A 24922-nucleotide genomic window follows, 5' to 3' on the forward strand; every position below is an offset into this window, starting at 1 on the left:
TTACAGAGATTATCTGAGTCATATACAATCTTCACTTACCGAAAGTAGGATGGCGCTGGTTTCTCCCGATGGGGAGTCCCCATCTATTGAATCTAAGAGAAGATTTGAGATAGCATTGCGTGTCCACAATGCTATTGCTATACACTGTGCGCCCTTGCAATAATCACACAAGCCAAGGTTAATGCAAGCGTACCTTGGCAGCAATCTTATTTAAACGAAGCGCGATTTAGCAATAGGTTTGTGTCCGTTTCCACGTTTTTCTCTGGGTTTTGGCGGCGGTAATCGCTCTTCCCCTTCATCATCAAAAGACAACCCCTCCCGACTACCAGCAGTGCTGCCATAGATGTCCAGGTAAGCTGATTGTCCAGCAACTTGAGCTGCTGCGGCAACCACAGTGCGAATCGCCTGAATATTGCGTCCACCCCGACCAAAGACTTTCCCCTTATCTGAGCCTTCAAAAGCAATGCGAATCCAAGCGCGGTTACGGGTGTGAGACATTTCACAATCGACGCTCAAAGACTCCGGAGAATCTAAAAACGGTTGAATGAGAAACCTTACCAGTCCAGCGTAGTCAGGACTGGTTATGGCGGATGTTGTTCCGACCTTATGAGGAGGCTTTTGCACTGACCTGTTCAAAGACATTGGCTTTTTGCAGGATGCGACGCACGGTATCAGTTGGTTGAGCGCCTTGTTGTAGTCGCTTGACGATGCCGGGAACATCGAGTCGTACTTCATCAGTTCTGGGATTATAAAAACCCAGCTCTTCTAAGGGACGACCATCGCGGCGAGCGAAGCTGTTAATAGCGACGATGCGGTAACTCGCTTCCCGCTTCTTACCGTATCGCTTCAAGCGCAGTTTAATCATGGTTAAGAAATCATTCTCCTGTTTTTAGGAATCAGTTTGCATTGAGTTAATTGGGAAGTCAGATTATATAAGCTTCCCGAAGACAATTCTAAGGGTAACTTTAGTCCTTGTGAAAACTGTCTATCTCTTATTGTGTAAGCTCCTTCCATTGGGTAGATGGCTGAAGCTATGATGCTAAAATGCCTATTTTAGCACTTGCCTAGTGTTAGGTGTTAGTTTTTATTTATTATTTGTTAGTTGCAACTAAGCACTAACCACTAACTACTAACTCATAATTAAAGCGTACCGAAGCCTTTTTTCTTTTTGTCTTTCTTTGGCTTCTTTTTTGACGAGCTCGCTCCGCCAGTGTAACCCCGCCAACCCGGGGCAGCTGGACGGTTAGCAGCGGCGGGGTTACCCATACCACCGAACATTCCCGGCATTCCGCTTAAGTTTCCTTGACCCATTTGCTGCATGAGATTCCGCATTTTTTGGAAGTCACTCACCAGCTTACTGACATCTGCCTCCTTATAGCCAGCTCCATTTGCAATGCGCCGCCGCCTACTAGGAGAACTTGCCAACAAATCTGGGTTTTGGCGTTCTTGGCGCGTCATAGAATTAATCATCGCTTCACAGCGCTTAAGCTGGGTTTCTCCTTGCTTGAGTTGATCATCGCTCAACTTGTTCATCCCTGGAATAAGCTTGATGATGCCTCCGAGGGAACCCATGTTCTTAAGCAGACGCATTTGCTTGAGAAAGTCGGTAAAGTCGAATTTCGCTGACAGGATTTTCTCCTGCATTTTCTGGGCATCGGCAAGGTCTATTTCTTCCTGAGCCTTTTCTACCAAGGTCAGAACATCGCCCATCCCTAGAATGCGTGACGCCATGCGATCAGGATAAAATGGTTGCAGCGCCTCAACCTTTTCTCCTACACCGACAAACTTGATTGGTGCTCCTGAGATGTGCCGCACAGACAGTGCTGCCCCACCTCGGCTATCACCGTCCAACTTAGTGAGAATTGCACCAGTGATCCCAATCTGTTGGTGGAAAGTGCGGGTCAGATTTGCTGCTTCTTGCCCAGTCATGGCATCCACGACCAAAAGCGTTTCATGGGGTTGGACGGTTTGTTTGATGCGGGCTAACTCCGCCATCATATCTTCGTCTATTTGCAAGCGACCCGCAGTATCAATAATGACTGTATCAATACCTTCCGCTTTACCACGTTCCACGCCTTGCCGCGCAATCTCTACTGGGTCAGCATCAGTTCCTAGTTCAAATACTGGCACATCAATTTGCTTACCCAGCGTCAGCAATTGATCTATCGCTGCTGGACGATACACGTCTGTCGCTACCATTAAGCAGCTGCGCTCTAGTTTACGTAGATGCAAGGCTAACTTGGCGGTAGCAGTGGTTTTCCCTGTACCCTGCAAACCTGCCATCAGGACAACTGTCGGGGGCTGCTGAACCTGTGCTAAAGGAACGTTCTCTTCCCCCATCACCTGTACCAGCTCATCGTAGACAATTTTGATGAACTGTTGGTCAGGTCGTACGCCAGCGATCACTTCAGATCCCAGTGCCTTGGCTTCAACTTCGGTAACGAAATCTTTAACTACCTGGAGATTGACATCTGCTTCTAACAGGGCGCGACGCACTTCCCGCAAAGCTTCTTGAACATTGGTTTGGGAAATTTTGTCCTGACCCCGGATTTTCTTCCAGGCCGCTTCTAAACGGTCAGAGAGTGCTTCAAACATAAATGAGTTAGGTTACGGGTAGTTAGCCAGCAGAGTTTTAACGCGCTATATACAGCTTAGTGTTTTTTAACTTCGACTGTAGCAAAGGGATTATGTGTAGAAGTCTGAAGGATATTGATTAATTTTATAGTACAACTACATTGATACTCAGCATAAGACATCGTTACCACAACTTAAGCAAATGCTTAACTTAACTACTACTTAAAAATTTGCTTAAATATCAAGTGATTAGCGACAAGTCAATATCCTTTTTAACTACTCACTAAATTCTCGATAGCACTAGCTTCTGTCGGCAATGCCGCAGTTAAAACTTCGCTACCTTCTTGTGTCACTAAAACATCATCTTCAATGCGAATTCCTCGCACGTCAGCAAATTGAGATAAACGCTCCCAATTCACAACATTCTGATATGTTGACCGCCAAGTGGCATCATTTAAAATTGCTGGAACTTGATAAAATCCAGGCTCAATTGTGACTAACATTCCCGGACGCAAGGGACGATTTAGACGCAAGTAGCCTAAACCAAAACGGTTACTCCTTGTGCGTCCCTCTTCATACCCTGCTAAATCTCCCAAATCTTCCATATCATGGACATCCAAACCCAATAAATGACCGATACCGTGGGGGAAAAAGAGCGTGTGGGCGTCCATTTCCACTAAATCTTGGGGATTTCCTTGCAAAATGCCTAAATCGACCAAGCCTTCTGTAATCACAGTACAGGCGAGTAAGTGTAAATCTTGATACTCTATACCAGGTTGTATTTTGGCAATGCAAGCATCATGCGCTGCCAGCACGACATCATAAATATCTCTTTGTGTAGATGAAAATTTCCCATTAACAGGCCAGGTGCGGGTTACATCAGCAGCCCAACCCATCTCTGTTTCAGCACCAACATCAGCAAGCAACAAGTCGCCTGGTTGCAGTGGGTGGTGATATTGCTCGTTGTGCAGAACTTCGCCGTGAACTGTGACGATACTGTTGTAGGAAGTGGTCATATGATGAGCGATAATGACTTGTTCCATTGCTGCACGAACTTCTGCTTCAATCTGGGCGCGAGTCGTAGCCGCCATGCCTGCTCTATGTGCCTTTGCAGTCACAGCAGCGGCTTTTCGCAATTCGGCTAGTGCGCCATCGTCGTGAATAAGGCGTAACGAAATAATTGCTTTAGCTAACTCTAAGTCAATTCCTTGCGGTGGCTTTTGCGGCAAAACCCATCGATTTAAGAGTTGCGACTGTTGAGTCCAACTGCCAGCGTCTTGCACCGCAATTGTTGCTGCCCCCGGTGTCCACAACTCCAATTCTGCCATCGGTTTAGCAGCATCTGCTCCAATCATCTGAGCAATTTCCTCACGATGAGGCATTTCTCCATGCCAAAGAGCGCTTTCTGGTTGGGGATTATTCATGAAGAGTTCTAGCTTGCCTGCTGACAGGCGAATTGCTGCGTTGGGCAGTGCAAGTCCTGCAAAGTAGAGGAAATGACTGCTTGCACGGAAGGGAAAGACATTTGCGGGAAAGTTACGCGGACTGCTACTTCCTGACCAGAGAATTGCCGGAAAATCAATGAGGTTGGCTAGTCGTTGCCGTCGCAGGCGTAGAGTATCGGTGAGGAAACGGGAGGTATTTTGCATGGTTGGGAACTCAAAGCAAAGGTTTATAGCCTGCAACAGGAGTTGCAGCAAACTTGACCACTACTTTTACCCCTAAACTGGTCAGAACAAGTAATAAAGTAAAAAGTAAAAAGGCAAAAGTAAAGAATCCCCATAACTAAAGTGAGGGGCTTGACAACAAGGACGCTATATTTCTCGCGCTGCGAAGTGAGCGAAATACATCTTGTTTGTTTTCCATAAATCAATTGAGGGGCTTGTACTTTTTTGTTTCTTTTTATCTTTCTTTTAATAGGATACTTTACTAAGTTCAAAGTTAAAAGGTAAAAGAAAATCGGTTCTTTCTTTTTACTTTTCTCTTTTTACTTTTGACTTGGTTTGACACGGGGATTTTTTAATTATAAGTAATTAAACGAACTTGATATTAGCCGACGGATAAGCTAATGAGCATTCAAGTTGCATAGAGCTAGGGCTGAAGCCCTTACTACAAGCAAATCATCCTGGAAAAATGAATGACGATTAGCTTAGTACCAAATTTAACTAGCATCGGAACTAGTCCTCGTCTGCCGGAAATTCTTCGGCTATTTCCGCTAGTTTATTGAAAGACTTAACCACTGCCATAAATTGTTTTGAAGTATGATTGACGATACTTGCTACTTCCAGGATGACTCGATTTGCAGTGGTTGAAGTTTGCGTTTGGTTTGCCGCAGCTTGGGCAATTTCCTCCACGAGCGAGTCCATTTGAGTATTGACAGTAACAACGGAATTGAGTTTTTGCCGAGTTGCGTCCACCAGTTGAGTTCCTGCAGTCGCCTGCTTTGTTCCAACGGCAATAGCCACCATCACTTCCTGGGTTTGTGCCTGCATTTTCGCTACAAGGGATTCGGTTTCTGCAATGCTCCCTTTCAACTGCCGAGTCGAGATGGTAACTCTTTCAGCGATCGCAATACCCTCCTGCTCAGCTTTGCCACTCTGGGTTGCCTTAAGCGTTATATTCATCGCTAGCAGATTCAGTTCAGAGATAACATTACTAATGAGAACCAATGCTGAGGAGAGGTTTTGGGATGTCTGGTCTAGATGGGAGAGCTTCTCCGTAGCTTCTACAATTGTCTGTCGGATCGCAATAAAGCTGTCCAAAACCCGAATTATTGCCTCGTCCCCAGCTTGTACTTCCCGACTGACTTGCTGTTTGTGGAGTTTCACTTGTTGGATCATGATATCCATCCCCTGAGCCAAATCAGCCACTGCTTTAACATGATTGTAAGCAGCTTGGACAGACTCCATCTGGTTTGACTCCTCTGTGACAAGGGTTTTGATAGCTGTTTTGCGCTCTCTCAGGAGTTCCGACACCTGACGTTGAAGGGCTTCTTTTTGAAGAAGCTGCTCGTCAGAGGTCGTTTCAGCTGCTTGGTATGCTTGATCTAGCTGGTTAAGGAGTCGGGCGTGGTCGAGAGCATATCCTACTTGCATGGCGACCTGGGTAAATAAATCAATTTCCGGTTTCTGCCACTCACGGGTTTTGGAGCACTGATGAGCAATCAATAAACCGAATAGCTTATCATCTTTGAGGATAGGGGCAACTAAATTTGCCTGCACAGCAAAGGGTTCGAGTTGGCTTAGGTGACAAGGGGTCAAACCAGCTTCATAAATGTTGTTGGTCGCCTGAACTCGACCCGCTTGATACTGGTCTACGTAACCCTCTGCAAAACAGGGATCGTGGATTTTGGCTCGCAACGCCTTCGGAAAACCTGGAAGCACTGATTCTGCAAGGACAGTTCCATACCAGTTCTCGTCAAAGCCAAAAACGATCACTCGGTCAGACCTCAGTGCCTTGCGGGCTTCTTCAACCGTGCTTTTCAGGATGTCTTCTTCGTTAAGCGACTCTCGAATGCGGCGGGTAATGTCAATAAATACCTGGAGTTGATCGGCTTTGGTGTCTACCTGCTCTAGTAAGCTGGCGTGGTCAAGAGCGAACCCAACCTGAGCAGCCAACTGAGCGAATAAATCGATCTCAACGTGCTGCCAAGAACGGGGAGCAGAGCACTCATGGGCAATGAGTAAGCCGTATAGCTGGTTATCTAGGATAATCGGAGCGATGAGATTTGCCTTAACAGCAAATCGCTCCAAAAGCCCAATGTAACAATCACTCAGACCAGCTTCGTAAATATTGTCGAGCGCACGAACGCGACCCTTGCGATATTTTTCCACATACCCCCCTGCAAAACAGGGGTCGTGAATTGTAGACCACAACGCTTTTGGCCAACCGGGTGCCACCGATTCTTCGACAAAGGTTCCATCCCAGTTTTTGTCGAAGCGGAAGATGGTTACACGGTCAGTTTTTAAAGCTTGGCGAACTTCCTCAACAGCAGTTCTCAGAACGTCTTCTTGAGAGCGTGATCCCCAGATGCGGCGGCTAATGTTTATTAATAGCTGGGAGATCTCTACTGCTGCTTCCTGTTTCCATACCAGTTCTGGAAGCTGCTCTTCTATCAACTTGAGGTTTGCCTCTAAGGCGACCAGTTCATCTTTAAGAGCTACTCTCGAGCGAGTGTTAATTTCCTGCCGACGCAGTCTATTTACGACGGTAGTAGAAGTTGCAGCAGCGTTTAGAACTCGACGAATGCTACGATTCACAACAATTGCAGCGATCGCACCTGCCAATACTGCTGTTACCCCAGTACTCATTAACAGGAATGATAATAGTTGCCTTTGTAGGGCTTCAGTTTCTCTTAGCCTCTCCTCCTGTCTTAACTGGCTCATCTGCTGATAATTTAACTGACCACCCAAGTAGGTAGCTGTACCAACCATCAGCACTGGGAGCATACTCACAGTAAGTGCCAAAGCCATTGCCTTGGCCTTCAAACTCCATACCTGCTTGCGGTTAGGGGTCGCTTTATCAGAAGAACTGCTAGGCACAGCCTTGGTCGTATGATCCTGAGGGGAGGGAGTTTGAGTCATGAACTAGTTTTCCACTTATCTCACATGGCAAGCATTAGCCGTAGATGCTCAAGATGTCAGAGGGCGCACGATTTGATGAAATATAGTGATTTTCGATTAAAGGCGATACACCAAATTGTAGTGGAGAACAGATGTTCTCCACTACAATTTGGTATATGTCTCATGAATGAGAACTTCTATATTATGTACGGGAAATTGTCAACGCCCACTTAACATAAACATAGCATATACTGACTATTCAGGACAAAAATATTTACTTACAAGGCGTTTTTATTTTTAGGGCGGACTATCTGTTCCCCCCTATGCATTTGCCACAATATTTAAAGAGTGTATTTCTATGTTAAAGGAATGTCTTCCAAACAAAAAGCAAGTGTGAATCGGATCTCATCGTGTCATTGGCCCATTGAGCAATTGCCTGGATTGAGTCAGCAAGAACAATCCCAATTGCAAAACTGCGGTCTTACAACCACAGCGGCGCTCGTCAAACAGGGGAAAACACCTGCGGACAGGCTAGCGCTGGCAAATAAATTACAGATTCATCTTCAATATGTCAATAAATGGGTTGCATTGGCAGATTTGGCTCGTATTCCCAGCGTAGGAACGCAATATTGTGGATTATTGCTGCATGCAGGTATTGCTTCTGTGGCACAGTTAGCAACGACCCCAATTCACAGATTGCACCAACAACTTCTGCGCTTGGTTGTAGCAACAATGCAACGGCGTGATTTATGCCCTTCGATTGAACAAGTTCAACAGTGGAGTCAACAGGCGAAAACAATTTCGGAAATTGCTTAGTACAGGATTGCAAAAGTTGGTAACGAAATGAAGATAATGCATATAGTTTGTAGTAAGCACGAAGAGTGCTAAAGCACTTACTACAAATTAAAACGCCACGAATTCATGCCAAGCTGTACTTAGTTATTAGTTGGTTTTTCTTAACTACTACCGACTATCCACTATCCAATATCCACTACTCACTTAGTCCTTTACTAAAACTCCATTCAGGAAGATATCAGCCAGTCCTTCTGCCATTGCCTGCATTTGTTGGGGTGAGGCGTCTGGTTCCATCAGGGTGTTGTTGGAAAAGCCTGCAATAGCGAACATTCCCAAAAAAACCTTAGCGACAAGTTTGGCATCTATCTGCCGATAGATTCCTTTGTCCATTGCGGTTTGAAAGAATGCTTCAGCAACATCAGTCATTTTGGCAATCACCTCAGACTGGATGCGATCGCGCAAGTCAGGGTGAAACTGTGCCTCCATGAAACAAACCCGCATTAGGTCAGCATTTTTATGGAAATTCCACATCCGGCGGCGCATCACCTGAGCAACAGCCTTATAACTGCCCATTTCACTCAATTCTGTCAGCAAATCTGTCAAAATCTCTACCCACCCTTGAGTTGCCACCTCAATCAAAATCGCCTTTTTATTGGGAAAATGACGGAACAGAGTCCCTTCAGCAACGCCTGCTGCTTGTGCCAAGTCGCGGGTCGTTGTGCCATCAAATCCTTGGGAGGCAAACAGTCGTTGAGCCGCATCTAGAATGCGGATACGTGTTTGTGTTTCTGAGGATGGGGGAGAATTAAAAATTCGCATAACAGTTATAGTGATATACCCGGAACAGGATGTGTAGCCTTATTGTCTATCGTTAGGTGCAATAAATATAGAAAGCTTAATACAAGATTAAGACCCTTCGGGTATCTCCTCCGGAGAGGCTGCGCCTTCGCCGTCAGGCGTGCGCTTGCGCTTACGCCAGTTGCAGGAGGAGCGGCTAACCCTCCCGCAGCACTGGTCTCACCCAGTTGACTAAATAATCTATTTCTGTTGTCATAGACATTTACTTTTATTTTCGCGTATGAACAAGCCTAGTTGCTTATACCAAAGGGAAGTTAAAAACAAAGCAAGTCAACTTTTAGTCTCTTTTCTTGTAGCAATACTCCTTGGGTGGGGGTTGCTACCAGGAATTGCTTTAGCAAAGACTCAAACTCCACCTGCTCAAAGTTCGATTCAACCGTATTTGAATCGAGTGATTAAGCAGTTGACAGAGTTCCGCCTTGACAATGGTATGAAGTTCATTGTCTTGGAACGGCATCAAGCGCCTGTAGTTTCTTTTCTAACCTATGCTGATGTCGGTGGTGTGGATGAGCCAGATGGGAAAACAGGAGTAGCTCACTTTTTAGAGCATTTAGCTTTTAAAGGCACAACGCAAATAGGGACATCTAATTACCAGGCAGAAAAACCACTCCTTGAGCAATTGGATCAATTGGCAGAGCAAATCGCAGCAGCAAAAGCCGCTAATAAAAAGGATGAAGTTGCCAAGTTAGAAGCCCAGTTCAAGCAAATAGAATCACAAGCTGCTAAACTTGCCAAGCAAAACGAATTAGGACGAATTGTGGAACAGGCGGGAGGCGTGGGTTTAAATGCCAATACCTCCACAGAAGCGACTCGTTATTTTTACAGCTTTCCTTCTAATAAGTTAGAACTTTGGATGTCGTTGGAATCAGAAAGATTTCTGGAACCAGTCTTTCGGGAGTTTTATAAAGAGAAAGATGTCATTTTAGAAGAGCGACGGATGCGGGTGGAAAACTCGCCCATCGGAATGATGTTAGAAAAGTTCATTGATGTGGCGTTTAAAGTTCATCCTTATCAGCGTCCTGTCATTGGTTACGATCAAGATATCCGCAATTTAACACGGGAAGATGTGCGGAAATTTTTTGAGGCGTATTATGTCCCCAGTAATTTGACAATTGCCGTTGTTGGTGATGTTAACCCCACTGAAGTTAAGAGACTGGCACAGATTTACTTTGGGCGTTTCAAGGCAAAAGAAAAAGCTGTCACTCCAATTCCCCCAGAACCAAAACAAATGCAACAGCGGGAAGTGACTGTTGAGCTACGTTCTCAACCTTGGTATCTGGAAGGTTATCATCGTCCGGCAATAACTCATCCAGATCAGGCAGTTTATGACATTATAGGCAGGTTGCTAAGTGATGGGCGTACGTCACGCTTATATAAGTCTTTGGTGGAACAGCAGCGGTTGGCGCTCACGGCACAAGGTTTTAGTGGATTTCCCGGAGATAAGTATCCGAATTTGATGTTGTTCTATGCTCTGACGGCTCCGAGTCACACGGTTGATGAGGTGGCGGTGGCTTTGCGAAAGGAAATTGAGAAGTTGAAAACTGAGCCAGTTTCTGCCATTGAATTGGAGCGAGTGAAAACCCAAGCTCGGGCGGGTTTGTTGCGTATGCTCGATTCCAATATGGGAATGGCGCAGCAGTTGTTGGAGTATGAGGTGAAAACCGGCTCTTGGCGGAATTTGTTTAAGCAATTGGATGAAATTGAGGCTGTGACGCCTGCTGATATTCAACGGGTGGCTCAGGCGACTTTTACAACAAACAATCGTACAGTTGGCAAGCTGTTGTCGAAGCAAGGGTAAGAGGAATGAACCACACCAGGATCAGGAGACGCAGAGGAAGAGAGATATGAAGAGATTTAGGGGTAGAAGGAATAAGATAAAAGTGGCAAGTCTTTACTCGTTGCTGGTTAGTGTTGCGCTGGTTCCCTTGCTGTGCTTGGGAATGCTGGATTTTTCTTCGGCGGCGACAGCGGCAAAGCATTACACGGAGTTGCAGTTTTCGCCACTACCTGAGGTGAAGTTACCGAAGTATGAGCGGTATGTGTTGAACAACGGCATGGTTGTGTATTTGATGGAGGATCATGAGTTGCCGTTGGTAGGTGGTGCGGCGATGGTACGTACGGGTGAGCGCTTTGAACCTGGTGATAAGGCTGGTTTGGCTCAGTTGACGGGTACCGTCATGCGTTCTGGAGGAACTCAGAAGCATTCGCCGGATCAGCTCAATGAGATGTTGGAGCAACGGGCGGCTTTGGTAGAAACTGGCATTGGTGAAACTGCCGGCAATGCTAGTTTTGAGGCACTCAGTGAAGACTTGGAAACGGTTTTTGGGTTGTTTGCTGAGGTACTACGGGAGCCAGTGTTTGCCCCCCAAAAGCTGGATTTGGCGAAAACGCAGTTGCGGGGTGCGATTGCTCGGCGTAATGATGATCCAGATGATATTGCTAGTCGGGAATTTAAAAAGTTGATTTATGGCAAAGAAAGTCCTTATGCCCGTACTGAAGAGTATGCAACGCTGGATAAAATTTCCCGTGAGGATTTGGTGAAGTTTAAAGAGCAGTATTTTTATCCCAATAATATGATTTTGGGAATTGTGGGAGATTTTAACTCCAAGAAAATGCGATCGCTTATTCAAGCTAAGTTGAGTGATTGGAAACCTAACCCCAAACTAGCTAAACCTCAGCTGCCTCAGGTGTCGCAAGATAAAGTTGGTGGTGTTTTTGTTGTCAATCAGCCACAACTGACGCAAAGTAATATTCTGATTGGGCATTTGGGAGGGCAATTCAATAATCCTGACTATCCCGCATTGGATGTGTTGAATGGGGTGTTGAATGGATTCGGCGGACGCTTGTTTAATGAAGTGCGATCGCGTCAGGGTTTAGCATACTCGGTATACGGTTTGTGGAGTCCCCGCCATGACTATCCTGGAATGTTCATTGCTGGCGGACAAACGCGATCCGATGCGACAGTGCAGTTTGTACAAGCTCTACAGGAAGAAATCAAGCGCATACAAGCTCAACCCGTAACGCCTCAGGAGTTGGCTTTTGCTAAGGAATCAACTCTCAACTCGTTTGTTTTCAATTTTGAAGACCCTGGGCAAACATTATCTCGCCTCATGCGCTACGAATATTACGGCTATCCGTCCGATTTCTTGTTCCGGTATCAGCGTGCTGTGCAAGCAACAACAGCAGCTGATGTACAACGGGTAGCGCGGAAATACCTCAAGCCAGAGAATTTGGTAACTTTAGTGGTGGGAAATCAAAACGCCATTAGCCCGCCACTAACGCAACTAGCTACACAAGTGACGCCTATAGATGTGACGATTCCCGGTTCACCAACACAGGCGAAAAATTAAACAATATCTCCAAGGTTGTACAGAGTAGGGGCAATTCATGAATTGCCCCTACTTTTTTAATTGCATTTGCCTGAATTGAAAAGACAAAATTCCTTTAGTTGTGTCTGTTGTCTCTACAAGCTGTCACACTTTTCGAGGAAATAACAGATAGGGAAAGCAATGACGACATTTTTAAAGTTCTAGAAAAGGACGTCAATATTAAAGTTGGAGATAATTACATCTATCTATTGATATACAACTTGAGTTTGGCTAATATCCGTCAGACATCATGAATTCAGTAGACATCTCACATTGGTCTTCTACCCATTTGTAGATATTTTCATATAATTACTAAAAACTTAAGACATAAAATCTTTAGTTGTGTCAAGAAAAGAGAGTGGAAAACCTTGATTTTCTAGTTTGTTTTATTAAGAATGTAATTAAGGTTGAATCAAGGATTAAGCCAAACAAAGTTTAATCCGAAACCAAGAAAAGTCAAATCATTTATTGAGGAGAAAAGAAAATGGCTAACATCAAAATCTCTGAACTACGTCCTGCTGGTGCTGAACTGTTCCAAGATAGCGAAAGCTTCCTCAACGAACTCAACGACCAAGAAATGTCTGTTTTTGGCGGTGGAGACGGAGATGTTGTAGTTACCGTTGATAGCAATGTAGACAGCGTAGATATCAAGACTCAAGATATCTCTGTTTCCATTGGCTAATTGTTGAATCCGAAACCAAGAAAAGTCAAATCATTATTTCAGGAGAAAACATCATGGCTAACATCAAAATCTCTGAACTACGTCCTGCTGGTGCTGAACTGTTCCAAGATAGCGAAAGCTTCCTCAACGAACTCAACGACCAAGAAATGTCTGTTTTTGGCGGTGGAGACGGAGATGTTGTAGTTACCGTTGATAGCAATGTCGATACCCTAGATATCAAGACTAAAGATATCTCTGTTTCCATTGGCTAATTGTTGAATTCCAAACCAAGAAAAGTCAAATCATTATTTCAGGAGAAAACATCATGGCTAACATCAAAATCTCTGAACTACGTCCTGCTGGTGCTGAATTGTTCCAAGATAGCGAAAGCTTCCTCAACGAACTCAACGACCAAGAAATGTCTGTTTTTGGCGGTGGAGACGGAGATGTCGTAGTTACCGTTGATAGCAACGTGGACAGCGTAGATATCAAGACTAAAGATATCTCTGTTTCCATTGGCTAATTGTTGAATTCCAAACCAAGAAAAGTCAAATCATTATTTCAGGAGAAAACATCATGGCTAACATCAAAATCTCTGAACTACGTCCTGCTGGTGCTGAATTGTTCCAAGATAGCGAAAGCTTCCTCAACGAACTCAACGACCAAGAAATGTCTGTTTTTGGCGGTGGAGACGGAGATGTTGTAGTTACCATTGATAGCAATGTAGACAGCGTAGATATCAAGACTAAAGATATCTCTGTTTCAATTGGCTAACTGTTTGAACCCTAAGCGCTCAACTTTTTTGGCATTAGTCCATACCAATGTGACTAATTAAGCTCAATCGGAGTTGTTCAATCTCCGATTGAGTGTGATCCATAATCTAATTATAGCGGTTCTCAGTTAAGTAGAATCAGTTTCTCAAACCTAACTCCCCTAAATCCCTTCCTACCTGTTTCTAACCCTCCCCTCTGCGGGGGAGGGAAAAGGAATAAATTTTTTAGTTGGAAGGGGTTATAATCCCTCTCCTTCTAGGAGAGGGATTAAGGAGTAGTAAAATTTCTGTATTTTTGAGATTTTTTAAGTGTGTATAAAAATCAAAAAATTGAAAATCAAAAAATAAAATTATTTTAAATAAAGTTTTGCATCATGACATTTGTATTAAGTTCTCAAAATGTTTTAGATTATCTGATTGAGCAGGGTCTGTGTACTCCAGAAGAAAAAGCTCAAAGTGAAATTGAACAAAAATACGCCAAAAACTTTAACCTGTTACTGACTTTGCCACAGGGTCGTAAACTTCTTGTTAAGCAAGAGCCTCGCAATCGAGAAGGAAAGACAGCAGGGGAGTTTTTGCGCGAATGGCAGATTCACGAATTTTTACAAAAATTCACAGAATTAAACCAGATGCACTTTTGGCTCTCAGAAGGAATTTATTTTAACGCGCAGCATTCAATTATTGTTTTAAACTATCTAGAGAACTATCGTGATTTGATGAATTTCTACGCCAAGGAAAATATCTTTCCTACGGAGATTGCTACTGCGATCGGCACGATTTTAGCCAATATTCATCGCCTAACTCTCGGTCGTCAAGACTATCAAGACTTTTTTGCTCCAAAGCAGGAGAATCAATCTCCCAAAACAGTTCTCCATCTGGTAAAGAAGATAGAACGGATTGGTCCAGAAATTTTTGGTTTGGTTCCAGCCGATGGTTTAAAATTCTATTCGCTCTATCAGCGCTATGACAGTTTGGGGCAAGCGATCGCAGAACTTGGTTCTTCTTTAGTTCCTTGTTGTTTGACCCACAATGACCTGAAGCTGAACAATATCCTATTGTCTCATGATTGGCAGCAAGTTAATCCTCCCTTGATTAAGGAGGGAAACAGTATGGTACGATTTATTGATTGGGAACGCTGCGGTTGGGGAGATCCTGCCTTAGATTTAGGCACGCTCATCGGCAGCTACTTGCTCATCTGGCTTAGAAGCTTGATTACAAGTAAAACGATGAGTCTTGATGAGTCGTTGGGGATGGCGACAACTCCTCTGGAACAAATACAACCTTCCCTTGCGGCTTTAGCAAGTGCTTATTTTGCTGACTTTCCAGAAATTTTAGAACATCGCCCTGATTTCTTGCAGCGAGTCGTGCAATCTTCTGGTTGGAATTTGATTACCGCCATTCAGTCAATGCTACAATACCAAAAATCCTTTGGCAATATGGGTATCTGTATGCTTCAGGTGGCTAAGTCTTTGTTATGCCGTCCGGAAGCATCCATTCCGACGATTTTTGGCATGGAAGCATCAGCCCTTACTCGCACAAGCTTATCTCTAGCTTAGAAGAGGACGCAAAGACAAATCAAAAGTTAAAAGTCAAAAGTTAAAATATTTTTTACTTTTCATTACCCCTTATTTACAGATCAGTCTTTATGCAACTGTTAGATTCGCTACAAATTCAAACAGGAGCTATTCCAGAGTCATTGCAGGTTTCACTGCAAGACATAATTAATAAAGTCGAAATTCAGTCCCACTTTTGTATTAGGCATCCTGATTATAAACCGTTGGAAGTTCCATCTGAGGCAATTCCACGCTTTCAGCAATTGCCCTTAGCTATACAAAATAAGTTTCTCAACCAACGGCTATGTCGTTTTCTCTACGGCATCTATTACAACGCTTCCCTGAAACGTGCCTTAGCACCTGACGAGGATGCAACAAATTTGGACATAAACCAAAATTTAGAGAACAACACCTACCTAGGGGTAGATGTGGCGTTTTACGACCGTTTGCATGAAACTAACAGTGGCGAAGGCTACTTGAGCTACGGTTGGCAGGTGATGAAAGAAGAAACAGATGGTGCTTTGGCAGTGCAGAAGGAGGGTTTGACACTGCATATTGACCGTGCGAAGCATCTCCAACCAGAAGCGCAAACTGCCACAGTCGGCGACTTGGTTGCCATCAAAATGCCCAAGAATTTGGTGCAAAATGGCTTTTATATGGCAGTTGGCAATGCAACAAGATTGAACGACAAAGGAGAGACTGTCCGCGTCTACTTTAACTTAACTCCACCAGGTGCAGTTGCAGTCATGGGAAGCTTGACTGCCCAACTAAACGCCATTGCCATTGCCTTCAAGTTTAAAGCGCTATACAACCCAAAAGACTACGGGCGTTACGATTCAGCGGTGCTTTACTTTGATAAAAGCAAGTATGAAGCTGTCCACTCAGTACTAGAGAGGGTGTATGCAGAACACCAATCCCATTTTCAGCCCAAAGTCCCTTTGTTTACCAAGTTACTAGCACCGGGGTTGGCGATCGCCGAAGAACCAAACCAGAAATTTGCAGAAAAAGAAAGTTTTGGTACGAATCGCTGTCAAATTGTTGCCAATGGTTTACTCGAAGCTTGGCATAAAGGGGATAATACACCTGAAGGTCGGATGACAGCGATCATGCAACAATTCTCCTTAGTAAACATTGAATTGCAGCGTCCTTACCTCAATGCCAACTCTGAGGATATGTACACCCCATTGAAGCTATGAAAATTACCAATCTTGTACCCAAAGTTGAGCAAACGTCCATCAACCCAGAGGCTGAAATTGCCCTCGCCAATAGTAGATTTCCAGAGTCGGATCTCCCTTTTTACCGCAAACTTGGGCGGACTAACTTAACGGTCAGTTGTCTGGGATTGGGAGGTGGGGGTCAGATCTCTAGTGAAGATACTCTTTACGCCTTCGACCAAGGAATTAACTATTTCTTCTACTCCAGCGATTTGCATCACTATTTTTATAGTTCGATGGCTGGGGCACTCCGCAATTTATGTGGACGCGGCTCCTCGGTACGAGAAAAGGTGGTTCTAGCAACTGTAAGTTACATGATTAGAACCCCAGATGCAGTGTTGAGCTGTCTGTTCGATCAGTTTTCAGACTTGGGAATGGACTACATTGATGTGTTTTTTTGGGGCTGGATTGACAACCATAATGCCGACGCTTTTACCAAGTGCGTGAGCGCCTCTGACGATATGCGGGGTCCAAATACGGTTTGTCAGCGAACCATAGAAAGAATCTTTGGCGTTTCGGAACGCCTGAAAAAAATGGGTGCGGTGCGCTATATCGGTGCTTCTTTCCACGACCATGATCTGGCACAACAGTGGTTGAATAGCTCTTTATTGGATGTGGTCATGGTCAGGCACAACGTTGCACACCGCACCGCCCAAACTAAGGTTTTCCCTCATTTGGATGCTAACGATCCACATCGACCAGGTATTGTCACCTTTAAGTCTGGTGGTATGTATGGTCCATTGTGGCATCCCCCAGCCGGTTTACCTTCTGAATGCTGGCAACCTTCAGTGCCAGATTTATATCGCTATTCCTTAAGCCAAAACTGCGTGGATGTAGCATTAGCGGGTTGGCGAAATCGTCAGGAAGTTGATGCGGCGATTAAGGCTGTCCAGAAAGGTAAATTAAAACCTGAGGAATTGGACTACCTTAACTTGTATGGCGATCTGCATCGTAAACGCGTGAAAATCCAAGACGTTGCGCCAGAAAGACTCTTGGTCGCAAGTTCTAAGTAGCAATACCATCACTATATATCTATATAAAAATAAAAAGCCATAAAAACAGCCATGCAACAAGATTTGGAACCACCTGTACAAGCACTTCCCCCTACCGATGAGGCTGAACGTAGTCAAAAATCTCTGCCTCAAGAAGGATTTACAGCACAACAAATCTCTCCGGCAACAGATGCAGATGTCATTGCATATCTGCGTCGTTCAGCTAAATTAGCAGAAATTGCGGCTTTAGCTGAACGAGATGCACTAGTCTTAGCCGGATGCGAGAAGTTTGGAATTACGGTGTCTGAAGAGGAAGTGCAAGCCGCTGGAGATGACTTTCGCCAAGAAAGGAAGTTATGGGGATTACAGGAAACGATGGCGTGGTTAGACCAGCAGCGGATTGGTGTAGAGGACTGGTCGCAAGGAATTAGAGTGGCGCTGCTAGAGAAAAAACTTAAAGAACATCTGTTTGGTGCAGGTGTGGACGGTGAATATATGAGAAACCGCGATCGCTACAGAAGGGTGGCGGTATCACAGATACTAGTTGTTGACTTGGATACCGCTTGGAAAATCGTGCAGATGCTACGCGAGGGACACGCTTCTTTCTGTGCTTTGGCATTGGAATACTCGAAGGGTAAGCAATCCCAAGAAAAGGGGGGTTTTGTCGGAATTCGCTTTTTGGTAGAACTCACTCCTGAAATTGCTGAAACTATTAACAACGCCAAAGAAGGCGAAATTTTAGGTCCAGTTCAAAGCAAATTGGGTTATCACGTTGTCAGAGTTGAAAAGTGGTTTCCCACTGTATTAAATCAAGCGGTGAGAGAGCAAATTATGGACTCTTTGTTTCAAGGTTGGTTAAAGAATTTTAAAAATTCCAACCATCATGGTTAAAACTATTTTTCTAATAGGGTGGGCAGTGCCCATCCTACTGGTTGATTGCTTTATGCAAATTATATATGTGATAGCTTAAGGGGCTTTCCTCACACAGCATTCGCTGATTTCCGCTAGATAGCCTCAGTCGAAGAATTGCCATCTTCAATTTGGGCAGAAATTTCTAGTTCAGCCATTTGTTGCTTTAACCAAGCTGCAAACAAATCTCCCAAAATCTTAACGCGCAATTGTTCGTCTAATTGCGGTTGAATAATTTCCTCAACCAAAATGATATGGACTCCTTTTGGTGTCATAATTGGCTTAAGAATCTGTGGCGGATTGGCGGCAAAAACTGCTGCTGCAATTTCCGGTTTCAAATCAATATGGCGTCTGATTCCCTGATATCCTCCAGCGCGCCGGAGTGCTGGTTCTTTAATATATTGCCGAGCGATTTGTTGGAAAGAGATTTCACATTCTTGTAGGGCGTAAAACACTTCCAAAGCCAAGTCTTCATCATCCAAAATGACTTCATAGATAACTGCTCCGGCATAATCAAGTTCGTGTTCATAAAAGAACGGTTCAATGTGATCTGCAAATAGATGCATTGCTAACTTGTTAGAAAGCAGGTTTGTGTATGCCAATTCTTCAAAGTCATCGACAGAAAGATGATATTTTTTTAGCCATGCCCAGGTATCTTCTGCTTTGAGGAGTTTGTTGGCTAAACGTAGGTTATCTGCTGCCTGTTGAAGTTCTTCTGGCTCGATTTTAAGATCTGCTTGTTTAGCAGCATCAGCAATAATTTTTCGAGTGGCAATACCTTCCAATAAACTAGGAATTTGGCAGGAGATTCTGATGTGATAAAGAATCTCTTCCTGAGAAACATTAAGCACTCTTAACATTATGGCATTCCTCCGATTAAGCTAATAGACCTATCCGGAAATTCTCTTTCAATACAATCACTACAAGAGTTTGGTAGGAATTTTCGGACAAGTCTATTAGGTATTTATTTGATGCGTATAACAAAACGGTTTCTTTTCTTCAACCTGCGAAATGTGGGATTTATGCAGCTACTAAAGAAATTTACATTTCTTGATATCATTACCTCATTTAGTAACGCCCGAAAGTTCATCGTCGAGAGTCAATAACTCATAGTTGTTGACTAATAACAAATCACTAAAGCTCTAAACCGCCGGTTTGCAACTTCTTAAAGGGGTCTAAGATGTAGTCAATAACACGGCGCTGGCGAACAATAACCTCAGCAGTTGCAGTCTGACCGGGAGTGATGGAGATACGTTTGTCACCATTGTGGATGTACTGCTGGTCCAAAGCGATTTCTAACTCAAAGTTTTCGATGTTACCTTGAGGAGATTGAGTGAGTTTAGAGTCAGGAGAAATCCAGCTAACACGCCCAGAGACAATGCCATACTCCTGGAAAGGATAAGCATCAAACTTGAGTTTGACAGGCATCCCCACTTTTAAGAAACCACTATCTTGGCTAGGCATCTGAGCCTTAAGTACTAACTCAGTATTCTTAGGTGCAATTTGGGCAACTCTGTTACCGGCTTGTAGCACAGCGCCAGGCTTAGTCACCGGCAACTCAAAAATCACACCATCAATTGGCGAACGCACCACTCGTTGTTGCAACTGAATCTTTAAGGATGTGATTTGGCTGAGTGTTTGAGCAATTTCCGATTGCAGGGAGTTGATTTGTGTTTGCATATCTTTAAGTTGTTCTTGACTTTTTAACAAAGCCAGTTGACCAGTATGAATCAGGCTTTGATAGCTGCGTTGTTCCTCTTGCAAACGCAGTTGTGCAAGCTCGATATCAGACTTAGCTTGCTCAACACTCTTGTGATAATTGCTCTGGTGTTCAAGCAAGCTAGAGTGAGCCTGAGAAATATCAGACTGAGCTTGCACATGGCGTTCGTGGTTTTCTTTAGCAGACTGTTCCACTTCCTTGAAGCGGTCTAGTGACATCACACCGTCTTCATAGGCTTTTTGATAGCGTGGGACTTTTTCTTGAGCGGCGTGTAAACGAACTTGTGCTAACTGATGTGCAGCTTGACTGGACTCGAGAGCTTGCTGCATCTGGTTAACTTTCGCTAGTTTTTCTTGTTTTTGTAAGTTAAGAGTAGTTTTGAGACCATCGAGGTTCTGTTGCGCTTGTTGCACCTGAGACTGTTTTGCCAATTGTTGAGCTTGGTTTTGTTGCTCTTGGGTACGCACACTCAGCAACAATTGATTTTTCAGCAGTTCTAAATTCTGCCGCTTATTTTGCAGCCCGGCGAGTTTTTCTTGCACTTGCTCGAGTTGAGTTTTCAACACATCTGATTTGAGTTCGAGCAGCACCTGCCCAGCTTTGACGGTTTCGCCTTCTTTGACCTTGACGGCAACAACGCTGCCTTCGGCTTGAGTGTCCAGTTTTTGGGTTGCGCCTAATGGTTCGATACGCCCTCTGGCGCTTCCTGTTTCATCCACCTTTGAGAGCATTGCCCATGGTAAGGCGATGGCTACAAAGCCTACCAACAGATACAGCAACGAGCGCGTCCATGCTTGCGGTAAGGCATCGAGCAGTTCTTCGGTTCCGTAGAACCAATCTTTTGCTTCACCTGATGCGTCTGTGCGCTCATTAAGCTTGGTAGATTCCGCAATTTCCTCATGCTGGATGTCACTTTTATACTCATCCTGCTCACTTCTAGCGAGTGCAGATGATGAATTGTGAGATCGGTTTGGCATAGTTTTATTTCAAAAATAGAGAGATGGTGAGTCTAGCGCCGTGCCGTTCGGCGCAGCCGTGCCGAAGGCTCAGGCATAGCCGGAGGGGGGTTCCCCCGTTGAGGCGACTGGCGTTGGCGCAACTTTTGGGGAGGAGATACCCGAAGGGAGAGATGGGGAGGTGGGAAGATAAAGAGATTCAAAATTCTCTAGCCCTTAGTTCTTAAACTCAACCTGTTTGAGCAAGTTGTTGCTGGTTGAGGTAGTAGTAATGCCCTTTTTTGGCGATTAATTCCTTGTGAGTCCCACTTTCGACCAATACGCCGCGATCTAAAACTAGAATCAAGTCAGCGTTGCGTACAGTAGAGAGGCGATGAGCAATTATTAGGCTGCTGCGCCCTTTGAGAATTGTTTTTAGGTTGTTCTGGATGATGCGTTCAGATTCCGCATCCAGGTTACTGGTGGCTTCATCGAATATTAAAAATCGGGGATTGCCTAGCAAAGCACGGGCGATGGCTAGGCGTTGGCGTTGTCCACCAGACAGCATTCCCCCGCCTTCACCAATTTGGGTTTCATAACCCATTGGTAGTTGCTGAATAAATTCGTCTGCTCCTGCCAAACGAGCTGCCTCAATAATCTCTTCTAGAGAGGCTTCTGGGTGAGCAATACTGATATTTTCCCGAATCGTGCCGCCAAATAAGAAGATATCTTGATTGACAACACCAATTTGAGACCGAAGCGATCGCAGGGCAATACTACTGACATCATGACCATCAATCAGCAATTTGCCCTCGGTGGCAGGATATAAACCCAAAATTAACTTAGAAAGGGTGGTTTTCCCAGAACCACTCCGCCCTACAACCGCTACTGTTTCCTCTGGCTTGATTTCAAAGCTGAGATTTTGCAGCACATTAATATCGCTTTCTGGGTGATAGCGGAAAGTGAGATTCTCAAAGCGAATGTGACCGCGCAGCCTAGGTAAAAACTGGCGGGGTGATGAGTGCAAGTCTTCTTCTGGTTCCGCTTCCAACACATCATTAATGCGTTCGGCAGAAACGATAACTTCTTGCACTTGATTCCACAGCACTGTGAGGCGTTGGAAAGGACGGATGATGTTGCCCAACAACATATTGAAAGCAACTAATTGTCCAATGGTGAGTTGGTTTTGAATCACCAGCCATGCCCCATACCACAGTAATCCCGTGGTTATCATCGTTTCGATAGTAGAACTGAAAATTTGCAGTTGGTTACTAATGACCTGCCCGCCAAATATTTTTTTAATGAAATTATTCAGCAGTTCCTCCCAATGCCAGCGCACCGTCTGTTCTACTGCCATTGAGCGAATCGAGCGAATCCCTGTGAGGGATTGAATGAGATAACTGTTCTCCTTAGCTAAGGCATTAAAAACCTCTCGGTTGATACGGTGAAAGAAAGGTGTCGCTACCAGCGCTAGCAGAAAAAATGGTGGCACAACCAAAAGCGCTAGCAATGCCATCTGCCAGCTGTACCAAAACATCAATCCTACATAAATAAACACTGTCAGCAAATCGAGAATGATTGACAGTGCTTCGCCGGTAAGGAAACGCTGAATTTTCTGATTTTCTTGGACGCGAGAAACAATATCGCCAACGTAACGTGACTCAAAAAATGCCAGGGGCAAGCGGAAGGTATGTTTGATAAAACCCACCATCAGCGCTACTCCAACGCGGTTAGCTGTGTGATCCAGCAAATATTGCCGTAGTCCGGTCATGGCGACTCGGAACAAACCAAAAATCAGCAACCCGAACCCGATGGCGGTTAAAGTGAGGGCGCTACCCTGCACAATCACTCGGTCTAGCAGCAGCTGGGTGAATAGCGGCGTGACCAGTCCAAATAGCTGAATAAATACGCTAGCAATGAACACTTCTAGCAGGACTTGTCGGTGAGGTTTGACTAACTCGAGAAACTGCCAGAATGGTGTACTCGCTTCTTCGGTTTCTTTAAGTAGATCTGTGGGTTGCAATAGTAAGGCATTACCTGTCCAACCTGCTTTAAATTCAGCATGGGTGAGGTTGCGTTGAGCAATGGCAGGGTCGCCGACAATCACCCGTTTAGGAGTGATTTCGTAGACGACGATGTAATGTTTGCCTTCCCAGTGAACAATGGCAGGCAAGGGTTGTTCTGCCAATTTATCGAGGCTAGCTTTGACTGGTCGGGTCGTAAAACCGATGCTTTCTGCTGCTGCTGTTAAACCCCGCAGTGATGCCCCGCTGCGACTGACGTTGGCTAAATCCCGCAGGCGATTTACACTCAAGCGCTTGCCCCAATAGCGACCAATCATTACCAAGCAGGCTGCCCCACAGTCAGAGGCGCTTTGTTGTGCAAAGAACGGATAGCGCTTGGTGAAGCGTCCTAACACTTGCCCCGCTTTGACTTGAGGACTGGGAAAGTAAGGTCGTGATTTTTTTTGCTTTTGTTTTGGTGGGGAAGTTGGCTGCCGAAATGAAATGATGTTACTTTCTTTGGCAAATGTTTTTTGAAAGGATTTGCTTTGGCGCGTCTTGAAGTCTTCATCAGTGGCAACTGTTAACTCAGAGCCAGAGCCAACCAATTCTGCTAACTGGGGACAGTATAGCAGTGCTGTTTGCCAATCAGAATTCCTTAGACAGTAAGCAATTGTTGGTTGCGTAGCCTGCCAACTACCCTGTTTTTCAGGAGGATAGATGTTGCCTGAAGTGAGCCTGTAACCGCCAGAATGCAACACTTGACCCCGACGCAACAGCCACAGCTTGTAATCTTTGCATAGTGTTTCTGGGATAGAGCCAATTTCCAAATTGTGCCGCTCAAATACTGGTAAGGCGTTGAGCATCTCCTTTATGTTGCGCTGTTGAGAGTTCTGGCAACATAACAGCAGCAAATCCCAAAGTTCTGCTTGACGGTACAGCTTATCGCGGATTTGGTTGTTGCCCATTAAAGGTTGCAACGCTTCTTCCTTAAGATAGCAAAGCTTTAAGTTATAAGAAGCTCTAGCGGCGTAAGGACTGAAGTCCTCTTGAGGAAACAGAGTCGCTTCACCAAATGATGCCCCTGCTGAAAGGGTGGTGATTAAGTTATTGGAGCTATCCAGCAGTCTTACTTTACCTGCAAGGACTATGTAAATTCCGGCTTGAGCGTCTGTTGATTGCCAGAACAGCTTTGTTACTGGTGGCTCTAAAATTTCTGCTGTTGTTAAACAACTTTGCACTTCCTTTGGTGAAAGTGTCTCTCCCACGGTTTGGGTAAGTAGTTGACCAAGCTGTTGCTTTGAATACACTGATACCATCTTTTTAGCTCAACTACAAAATTATTTACTGGTGTTAATTAGATTGAATAACCAGTGGGAGCGAGGCTCTGAGGTGAACTGTAGGTCACTAATCGTAATGCTTGAATCCTTTGTGTGGTCAGTTGCTTGTTTGCTGGAGGAGCGTTTTTGTTTGGTGGAAAGCCCCATTTGTTTCAGTAGGCGGTTGATGTGGCGATCGCTAATTTCAATACCAAATTCTTTTGCTAAGTGTTTGCTTAACCATTGAGCGGTCCAGCACTTAAATGAATAACCATATTCATGAGGACTGTGATTCACCAATTCCTGCAAACGTTGGATATATTCAGCGTTAACAGTCTTAGGTCTACCTATTGGATGCTCCTTCCATTTGTGCGCCAAACCTGCTTGTGCTAAAGCAATCCAATACCGTGCCATCTCCTGGGAACAACCTAAGATTTGACAGATTTCGGTTTGAGATTTCCCCATATCTGCCAGCAACATAATTTCTAGTCTCCGACGGTATTCTGGTTGGAAATTGGTTTGCAAATTCTTGAGCAGGACTTTCCGTTGAAAAGGTGTTAAAAACTTGCCAGAAGCAGGGTCGTCGCTCTCAAATTCTTCAGATTTTCTCAAGTGGTCTGACATCATTCTTTTGTCACCTGTATCTTACGTATGCAAATTTGTATGCCGCTGATGGTATAATATTAA

22 protein-coding genes are annotated in these 24922 nt (G+C 44.6%); 11 read left to right on the forward strand and 11 right to left on the reverse strand.

Features of this window, described 5'->3' with window-relative positions:
- Nucleotides 1-210: 210 nt before the first annotated feature.
- The 5 genes from MAS10914_RS0105760 to MAS10914_RS0105780 all read right to left on the reverse strand — a co-directional run bounded on the left by MAS10914_RS0105760 (nt 211) and on the right by MAS10914_RS0105780 (nt 7157).
- Nucleotides 211-642 carry a KH domain-containing protein gene (locus MAS10914_RS0105760; RefSeq protein WP_071599798.1) on the reverse strand — a complete coding sequence of 144 codons (432 nt, stop codon included), beginning with the start codon at nt 640-642 and terminating at the stop codon, nt 211-213.
- Nucleotides 605-865 (reverse strand): 30S ribosomal protein S16, encoded by a 261-nt coding sequence (gene rpsP / locus MAS10914_RS0105765; protein WP_017314957.1) that lies wholly within the window; start codon nt 863-865, stop codon nt 605-607. The genes MAS10914_RS0105760 and rpsP overlap by 38 nt, the downstream gene beginning before the upstream one ends.
- A 275-nt stretch (nt 866-1140) precedes the next feature.
- Nucleotides 1141-2595, reverse strand: a complete 1455-nt coding sequence (gene ffh, locus MAS10914_RS0105770) for a signal recognition particle protein (protein WP_017314958.1) — start codon at nt 2593-2595, stop codon at nt 1141-1143.
- Nucleotides 2596-2846: 251 nt separating this feature from the next.
- The gene (locus MAS10914_RS0105775; protein WP_017314959.1) at nt 2847-4223 is read right to left on the reverse strand and encodes an aminopeptidase P family protein; all 1377 of its coding nucleotides are present in this window, start codon (nt 4221-4223) and stop codon (nt 2847-2849) included.
- Nucleotides 4224-4751: 528 nt separating this feature from the next.
- Nucleotides 4752-7157 (reverse strand): methyl-accepting chemotaxis protein, encoded by a 2406-nt coding sequence (locus tag MAS10914_RS0105780; protein WP_017314960.1) that lies wholly within the window; start codon nt 7155-7157, stop codon nt 4752-4754.
- Between the two features lie 348 nt (nt 7158-7505).
- Between MAS10914_RS0105780 and MAS10914_RS0105785 the strand changes: the two genes are divergently transcribed.
- The gene (locus MAS10914_RS0105785) at nt 7506-7952 is read left to right on the forward strand and encodes a DUF4332 domain-containing protein (RefSeq protein ID WP_017314961.1); all 447 of its coding nucleotides are present in this window, start codon (nt 7506-7508) and stop codon (nt 7950-7952) included.
- Nucleotides 7953-8135: 183 nt separating this feature from the next.
- On the opposite strand, the gene MAS10914_RS0105790 is transcribed toward MAS10914_RS0105785, so the two are convergent.
- Entirely contained in the window at nt 8136-8750 is a 615-nt protein-coding gene (locus MAS10914_RS0105790; RefSeq protein WP_017314962.1) for a TetR/AcrR family transcriptional regulator, read from the reverse strand.
- 259 nt (nt 8751-9009) lie between these two features.
- Between MAS10914_RS0105790 and MAS10914_RS0105795 the strand changes: the two genes are divergently transcribed.
- The 10 genes from MAS10914_RS0105795 (at nt 9010) to MAS10914_RS0105840 (ending at nt 18240) form a co-directional block, all read left to right on the forward strand.
- Nucleotides 9010-10587 carry a M16 family metallopeptidase gene (locus MAS10914_RS0105795; protein WP_017314963.1) on the forward strand — a complete coding sequence of 526 codons (1578 nt, stop codon included), beginning with the start codon at nt 9010-9012 and terminating at the stop codon, nt 10585-10587.
- A gap of 142 nt (nt 10588-10729) precedes the next feature.
- Nucleotides 10730-12139: a M16 family metallopeptidase gene (locus MAS10914_RS0105800; protein WP_232224261.1), complete on the forward strand. Its 1410-nt coding sequence runs from the start codon at nt 10730-10732 to the stop codon at nt 12137-12139.
- Between the two features lie 502 nt (nt 12140-12641).
- Nucleotides 12642-12839, forward strand: coding sequence for a hypothetical protein (locus tag MAS10914_RS0105805; RefSeq protein WP_017314965.1), 198 nt, complete (start codon nt 12642-12644; stop codon nt 12837-12839).
- A gap of 53 nt (nt 12840-12892) precedes the next feature.
- Nucleotides 12893-13090 carry a hypothetical protein gene (locus tag MAS10914_RS0105810; protein WP_017314966.1) on the forward strand — a complete coding sequence of 66 codons (198 nt, stop codon included), beginning with the start codon at nt 12893-12895 and terminating at the stop codon, nt 13088-13090.
- A gap of 53 nt (nt 13091-13143) precedes the next feature.
- A complete protein-coding gene (locus MAS10914_RS0105815; RefSeq protein ID WP_017314967.1) occupies nt 13144-13341 on the forward strand; it encodes a hypothetical protein in 198 nt (65 codons plus the stop codon).
- Between the two features lie 53 nt (nt 13342-13394).
- Nucleotides 13395-13592 carry a hypothetical protein gene (locus tag MAS10914_RS0105820; protein ID WP_017314968.1) on the forward strand — a complete coding sequence of 66 codons (198 nt, stop codon included), beginning with the start codon at nt 13395-13397 and terminating at the stop codon, nt 13590-13592.
- Nucleotides 13593-13964: 372 nt separating this feature from the next.
- Complete coding sequence (locus tag MAS10914_RS0105825; RefSeq protein WP_017314969.1) at nt 13965-15146, forward strand: phosphotransferase; 1182 nt, start codon at nt 13965-13967, stop codon at nt 15144-15146.
- Between the two features lie 89 nt (nt 15147-15235).
- The gene (locus MAS10914_RS0105830) at nt 15236-16339 is read left to right on the forward strand and encodes a T3SS effector HopA1 family protein (protein WP_017314970.1); all 1104 of its coding nucleotides are present in this window, start codon (nt 15236-15238) and stop codon (nt 16337-16339) included.
- Nucleotides 16336-17370 (forward strand): aldo/keto reductase, encoded by a 1035-nt coding sequence (locus tag MAS10914_RS0105835; protein WP_017314971.1) that lies wholly within the window; start codon nt 16336-16338, stop codon nt 17368-17370. Before MAS10914_RS0105830 ends, MAS10914_RS0105835 begins: the two co-directional genes overlap by 4 nt.
- Before the next feature lie 51 nt (nt 17371-17421).
- On the forward strand, nt 17422-18240 hold the full coding sequence (locus tag MAS10914_RS0105840; protein WP_017314972.1) for a peptidylprolyl isomerase: 819 nt from the start codon (nt 17422-17424) through the stop codon (nt 18238-18240).
- 113 nt (nt 18241-18353) lie between these two features.
- Here the strand turns inward: MAS10914_RS0105840 and MAS10914_RS0105845 are convergent, their stop codons facing one another.
- The 5 genes from MAS10914_RS0105845 to MAS10914_RS0105860 all read right to left on the reverse strand — a co-directional run bounded on the left by MAS10914_RS0105845 (nt 18354) and on the right by MAS10914_RS0105860 (nt 24859).
- Nucleotides 18354-19118: a peptidylprolyl isomerase gene (locus tag MAS10914_RS0105845; RefSeq protein ID WP_017314973.1), complete on the reverse strand. Its 765-nt coding sequence runs from the start codon at nt 19116-19118 to the stop codon at nt 18354-18356.
- Nucleotides 19119-19392: 274 nt separating this feature from the next.
- Nucleotides 19393-20955, reverse strand: a complete 1563-nt coding sequence (locus tag MAS10914_RS0105850) for an HlyD family efflux transporter periplasmic adaptor subunit (RefSeq protein ID WP_017314974.1) — start codon at nt 20953-20955, stop codon at nt 19393-19395.
- 32 nt (nt 20956-20987) lie between these two features.
- Nucleotides 20988-21137, reverse strand: coding sequence for a hypothetical protein (locus MAS10914_RS33935; protein WP_156818095.1), 150 nt, complete (start codon nt 21135-21137; stop codon nt 20988-20990).
- A 26-nt stretch (nt 21138-21163) separates the two neighbouring features.
- Nucleotides 21164-24235, reverse strand: a complete 3072-nt coding sequence (locus MAS10914_RS0105855; RefSeq protein WP_017314975.1) for a peptidase domain-containing ABC transporter — start codon at nt 24233-24235, stop codon at nt 21164-21166.
- A 21-nt stretch (nt 24236-24256) separates the two neighbouring features.
- Complete coding sequence (locus tag MAS10914_RS0105860; protein ID WP_026082353.1) at nt 24257-24859, reverse strand: helix-turn-helix domain-containing protein; 603 nt, start codon at nt 24857-24859, stop codon at nt 24257-24259.
- Nucleotides 24860-24922: the final 63 nt, after the last annotated feature.

The organism is Mastigocladopsis repens PCC 10914 (assembly GCF_000315565.1).
Taxonomy (GTDB): domain Bacteria; phylum Cyanobacteriota; class Cyanobacteriia; order Cyanobacteriales; family Nostocaceae; genus Mastigocladopsis; species Mastigocladopsis repens.

Excerpts from the sequence above, each read along its gene's own strand:
- MAS10914_RS0105760 (WP_071599798.1), bottom strand. The coding sequence starts at position 642 with ATGTCTTTGAACAGGTCAGTGCAAAAGCCTCCTCATAAGGTCGGAACA.
- rpsP (WP_017314957.1), bottom strand. The coding sequence starts at position 865 with ATGATTAAACTGCGCTTGAAGCGATACGGTAAGAAGCGGGAAGCGAGT.
- ffh (WP_017314958.1), bottom strand. The coding sequence starts at position 2,595 with ATGTTTGAAGCACTCTCTGACCGTTTAGAAGCGGCCTGGAAGAAAATC.
- MAS10914_RS0105775 (WP_017314959.1), bottom strand. The coding sequence starts at position 4,223 with ATGCAAAATACCTCCCGTTTCCTCACCGATACTCTACGCCTGCGACGG.
- MAS10914_RS0105780 (WP_017314960.1), bottom strand. The coding sequence starts at position 7,157 with ATGACTCAAACTCCCTCCCCTCAGGATCATACGACCAAGGCTGTGCCT.
- MAS10914_RS0105785 (WP_017314961.1), top strand. The coding sequence starts at position 7,506 with ATGTCTTCCAAACAAAAAGCAAGTGTGAATCGGATCTCATCGTGTCAT.
- MAS10914_RS0105790 (WP_017314962.1), bottom strand. The coding sequence starts at position 8,750 with ATGCGAATTTTTAATTCTCCCCCATCCTCAGAAACACAAACACGTATC.
- MAS10914_RS0105795 (WP_017314963.1), top strand. The coding sequence starts at position 9,010 with ATGAACAAGCCTAGTTGCTTATACCAAAGGGAAGTTAAAAACAAAGCA.
- MAS10914_RS0105800 (WP_232224261.1), top strand. The coding sequence starts at position 10,730 with ATGCTGGATTTTTCTTCGGCGGCGACAGCGGCAAAGCATTACACGGAG.
- MAS10914_RS0105805 (WP_017314965.1), top strand. The coding sequence starts at position 12,642 with ATGGCTAACATCAAAATCTCTGAACTACGTCCTGCTGGTGCTGAACTG.
- MAS10914_RS0105810 (WP_017314966.1), top strand. The coding sequence starts at position 12,893 with ATGGCTAACATCAAAATCTCTGAACTACGTCCTGCTGGTGCTGAACTG.
- MAS10914_RS0105815 (WP_017314967.1), top strand. The coding sequence starts at position 13,144 with ATGGCTAACATCAAAATCTCTGAACTACGTCCTGCTGGTGCTGAATTG.
- MAS10914_RS0105820 (WP_017314968.1), top strand. The coding sequence starts at position 13,395 with ATGGCTAACATCAAAATCTCTGAACTACGTCCTGCTGGTGCTGAATTG.
- MAS10914_RS0105825 (WP_017314969.1), top strand. The coding sequence starts at position 13,965 with ATGACATTTGTATTAAGTTCTCAAAATGTTTTAGATTATCTGATTGAG.
- MAS10914_RS0105830 (WP_017314970.1), top strand. The coding sequence starts at position 15,236 with ATGCAACTGTTAGATTCGCTACAAATTCAAACAGGAGCTATTCCAGAG.
- MAS10914_RS0105835 (WP_017314971.1), top strand. The coding sequence starts at position 16,336 with ATGAAAATTACCAATCTTGTACCCAAAGTTGAGCAAACGTCCATCAAC.
- MAS10914_RS0105840 (WP_017314972.1), top strand. The coding sequence starts at position 17,422 with ATGCAACAAGATTTGGAACCACCTGTACAAGCACTTCCCCCTACCGAT.
- MAS10914_RS0105845 (WP_017314973.1), bottom strand. The coding sequence starts at position 19,118 with ATGTTAAGAGTGCTTAATGTTTCTCAGGAAGAGATTCTTTATCACATC.
- MAS10914_RS0105850 (WP_017314974.1), bottom strand. The coding sequence starts at position 20,955 with ATGCCAAACCGATCTCACAATTCATCATCTGCACTCGCTAGAAGTGAG.
- MAS10914_RS0105855 (WP_017314975.1), bottom strand. The coding sequence starts at position 24,235 with ATGGTATCAGTGTATTCAAAGCAACAGCTTGGTCAACTACTTACCCAA.
- MAS10914_RS0105860 (WP_026082353.1), bottom strand. The coding sequence starts at position 24,859 with ATGTCAGACCACTTGAGAAAATCTGAAGAATTTGAGAGCGACGACCCT.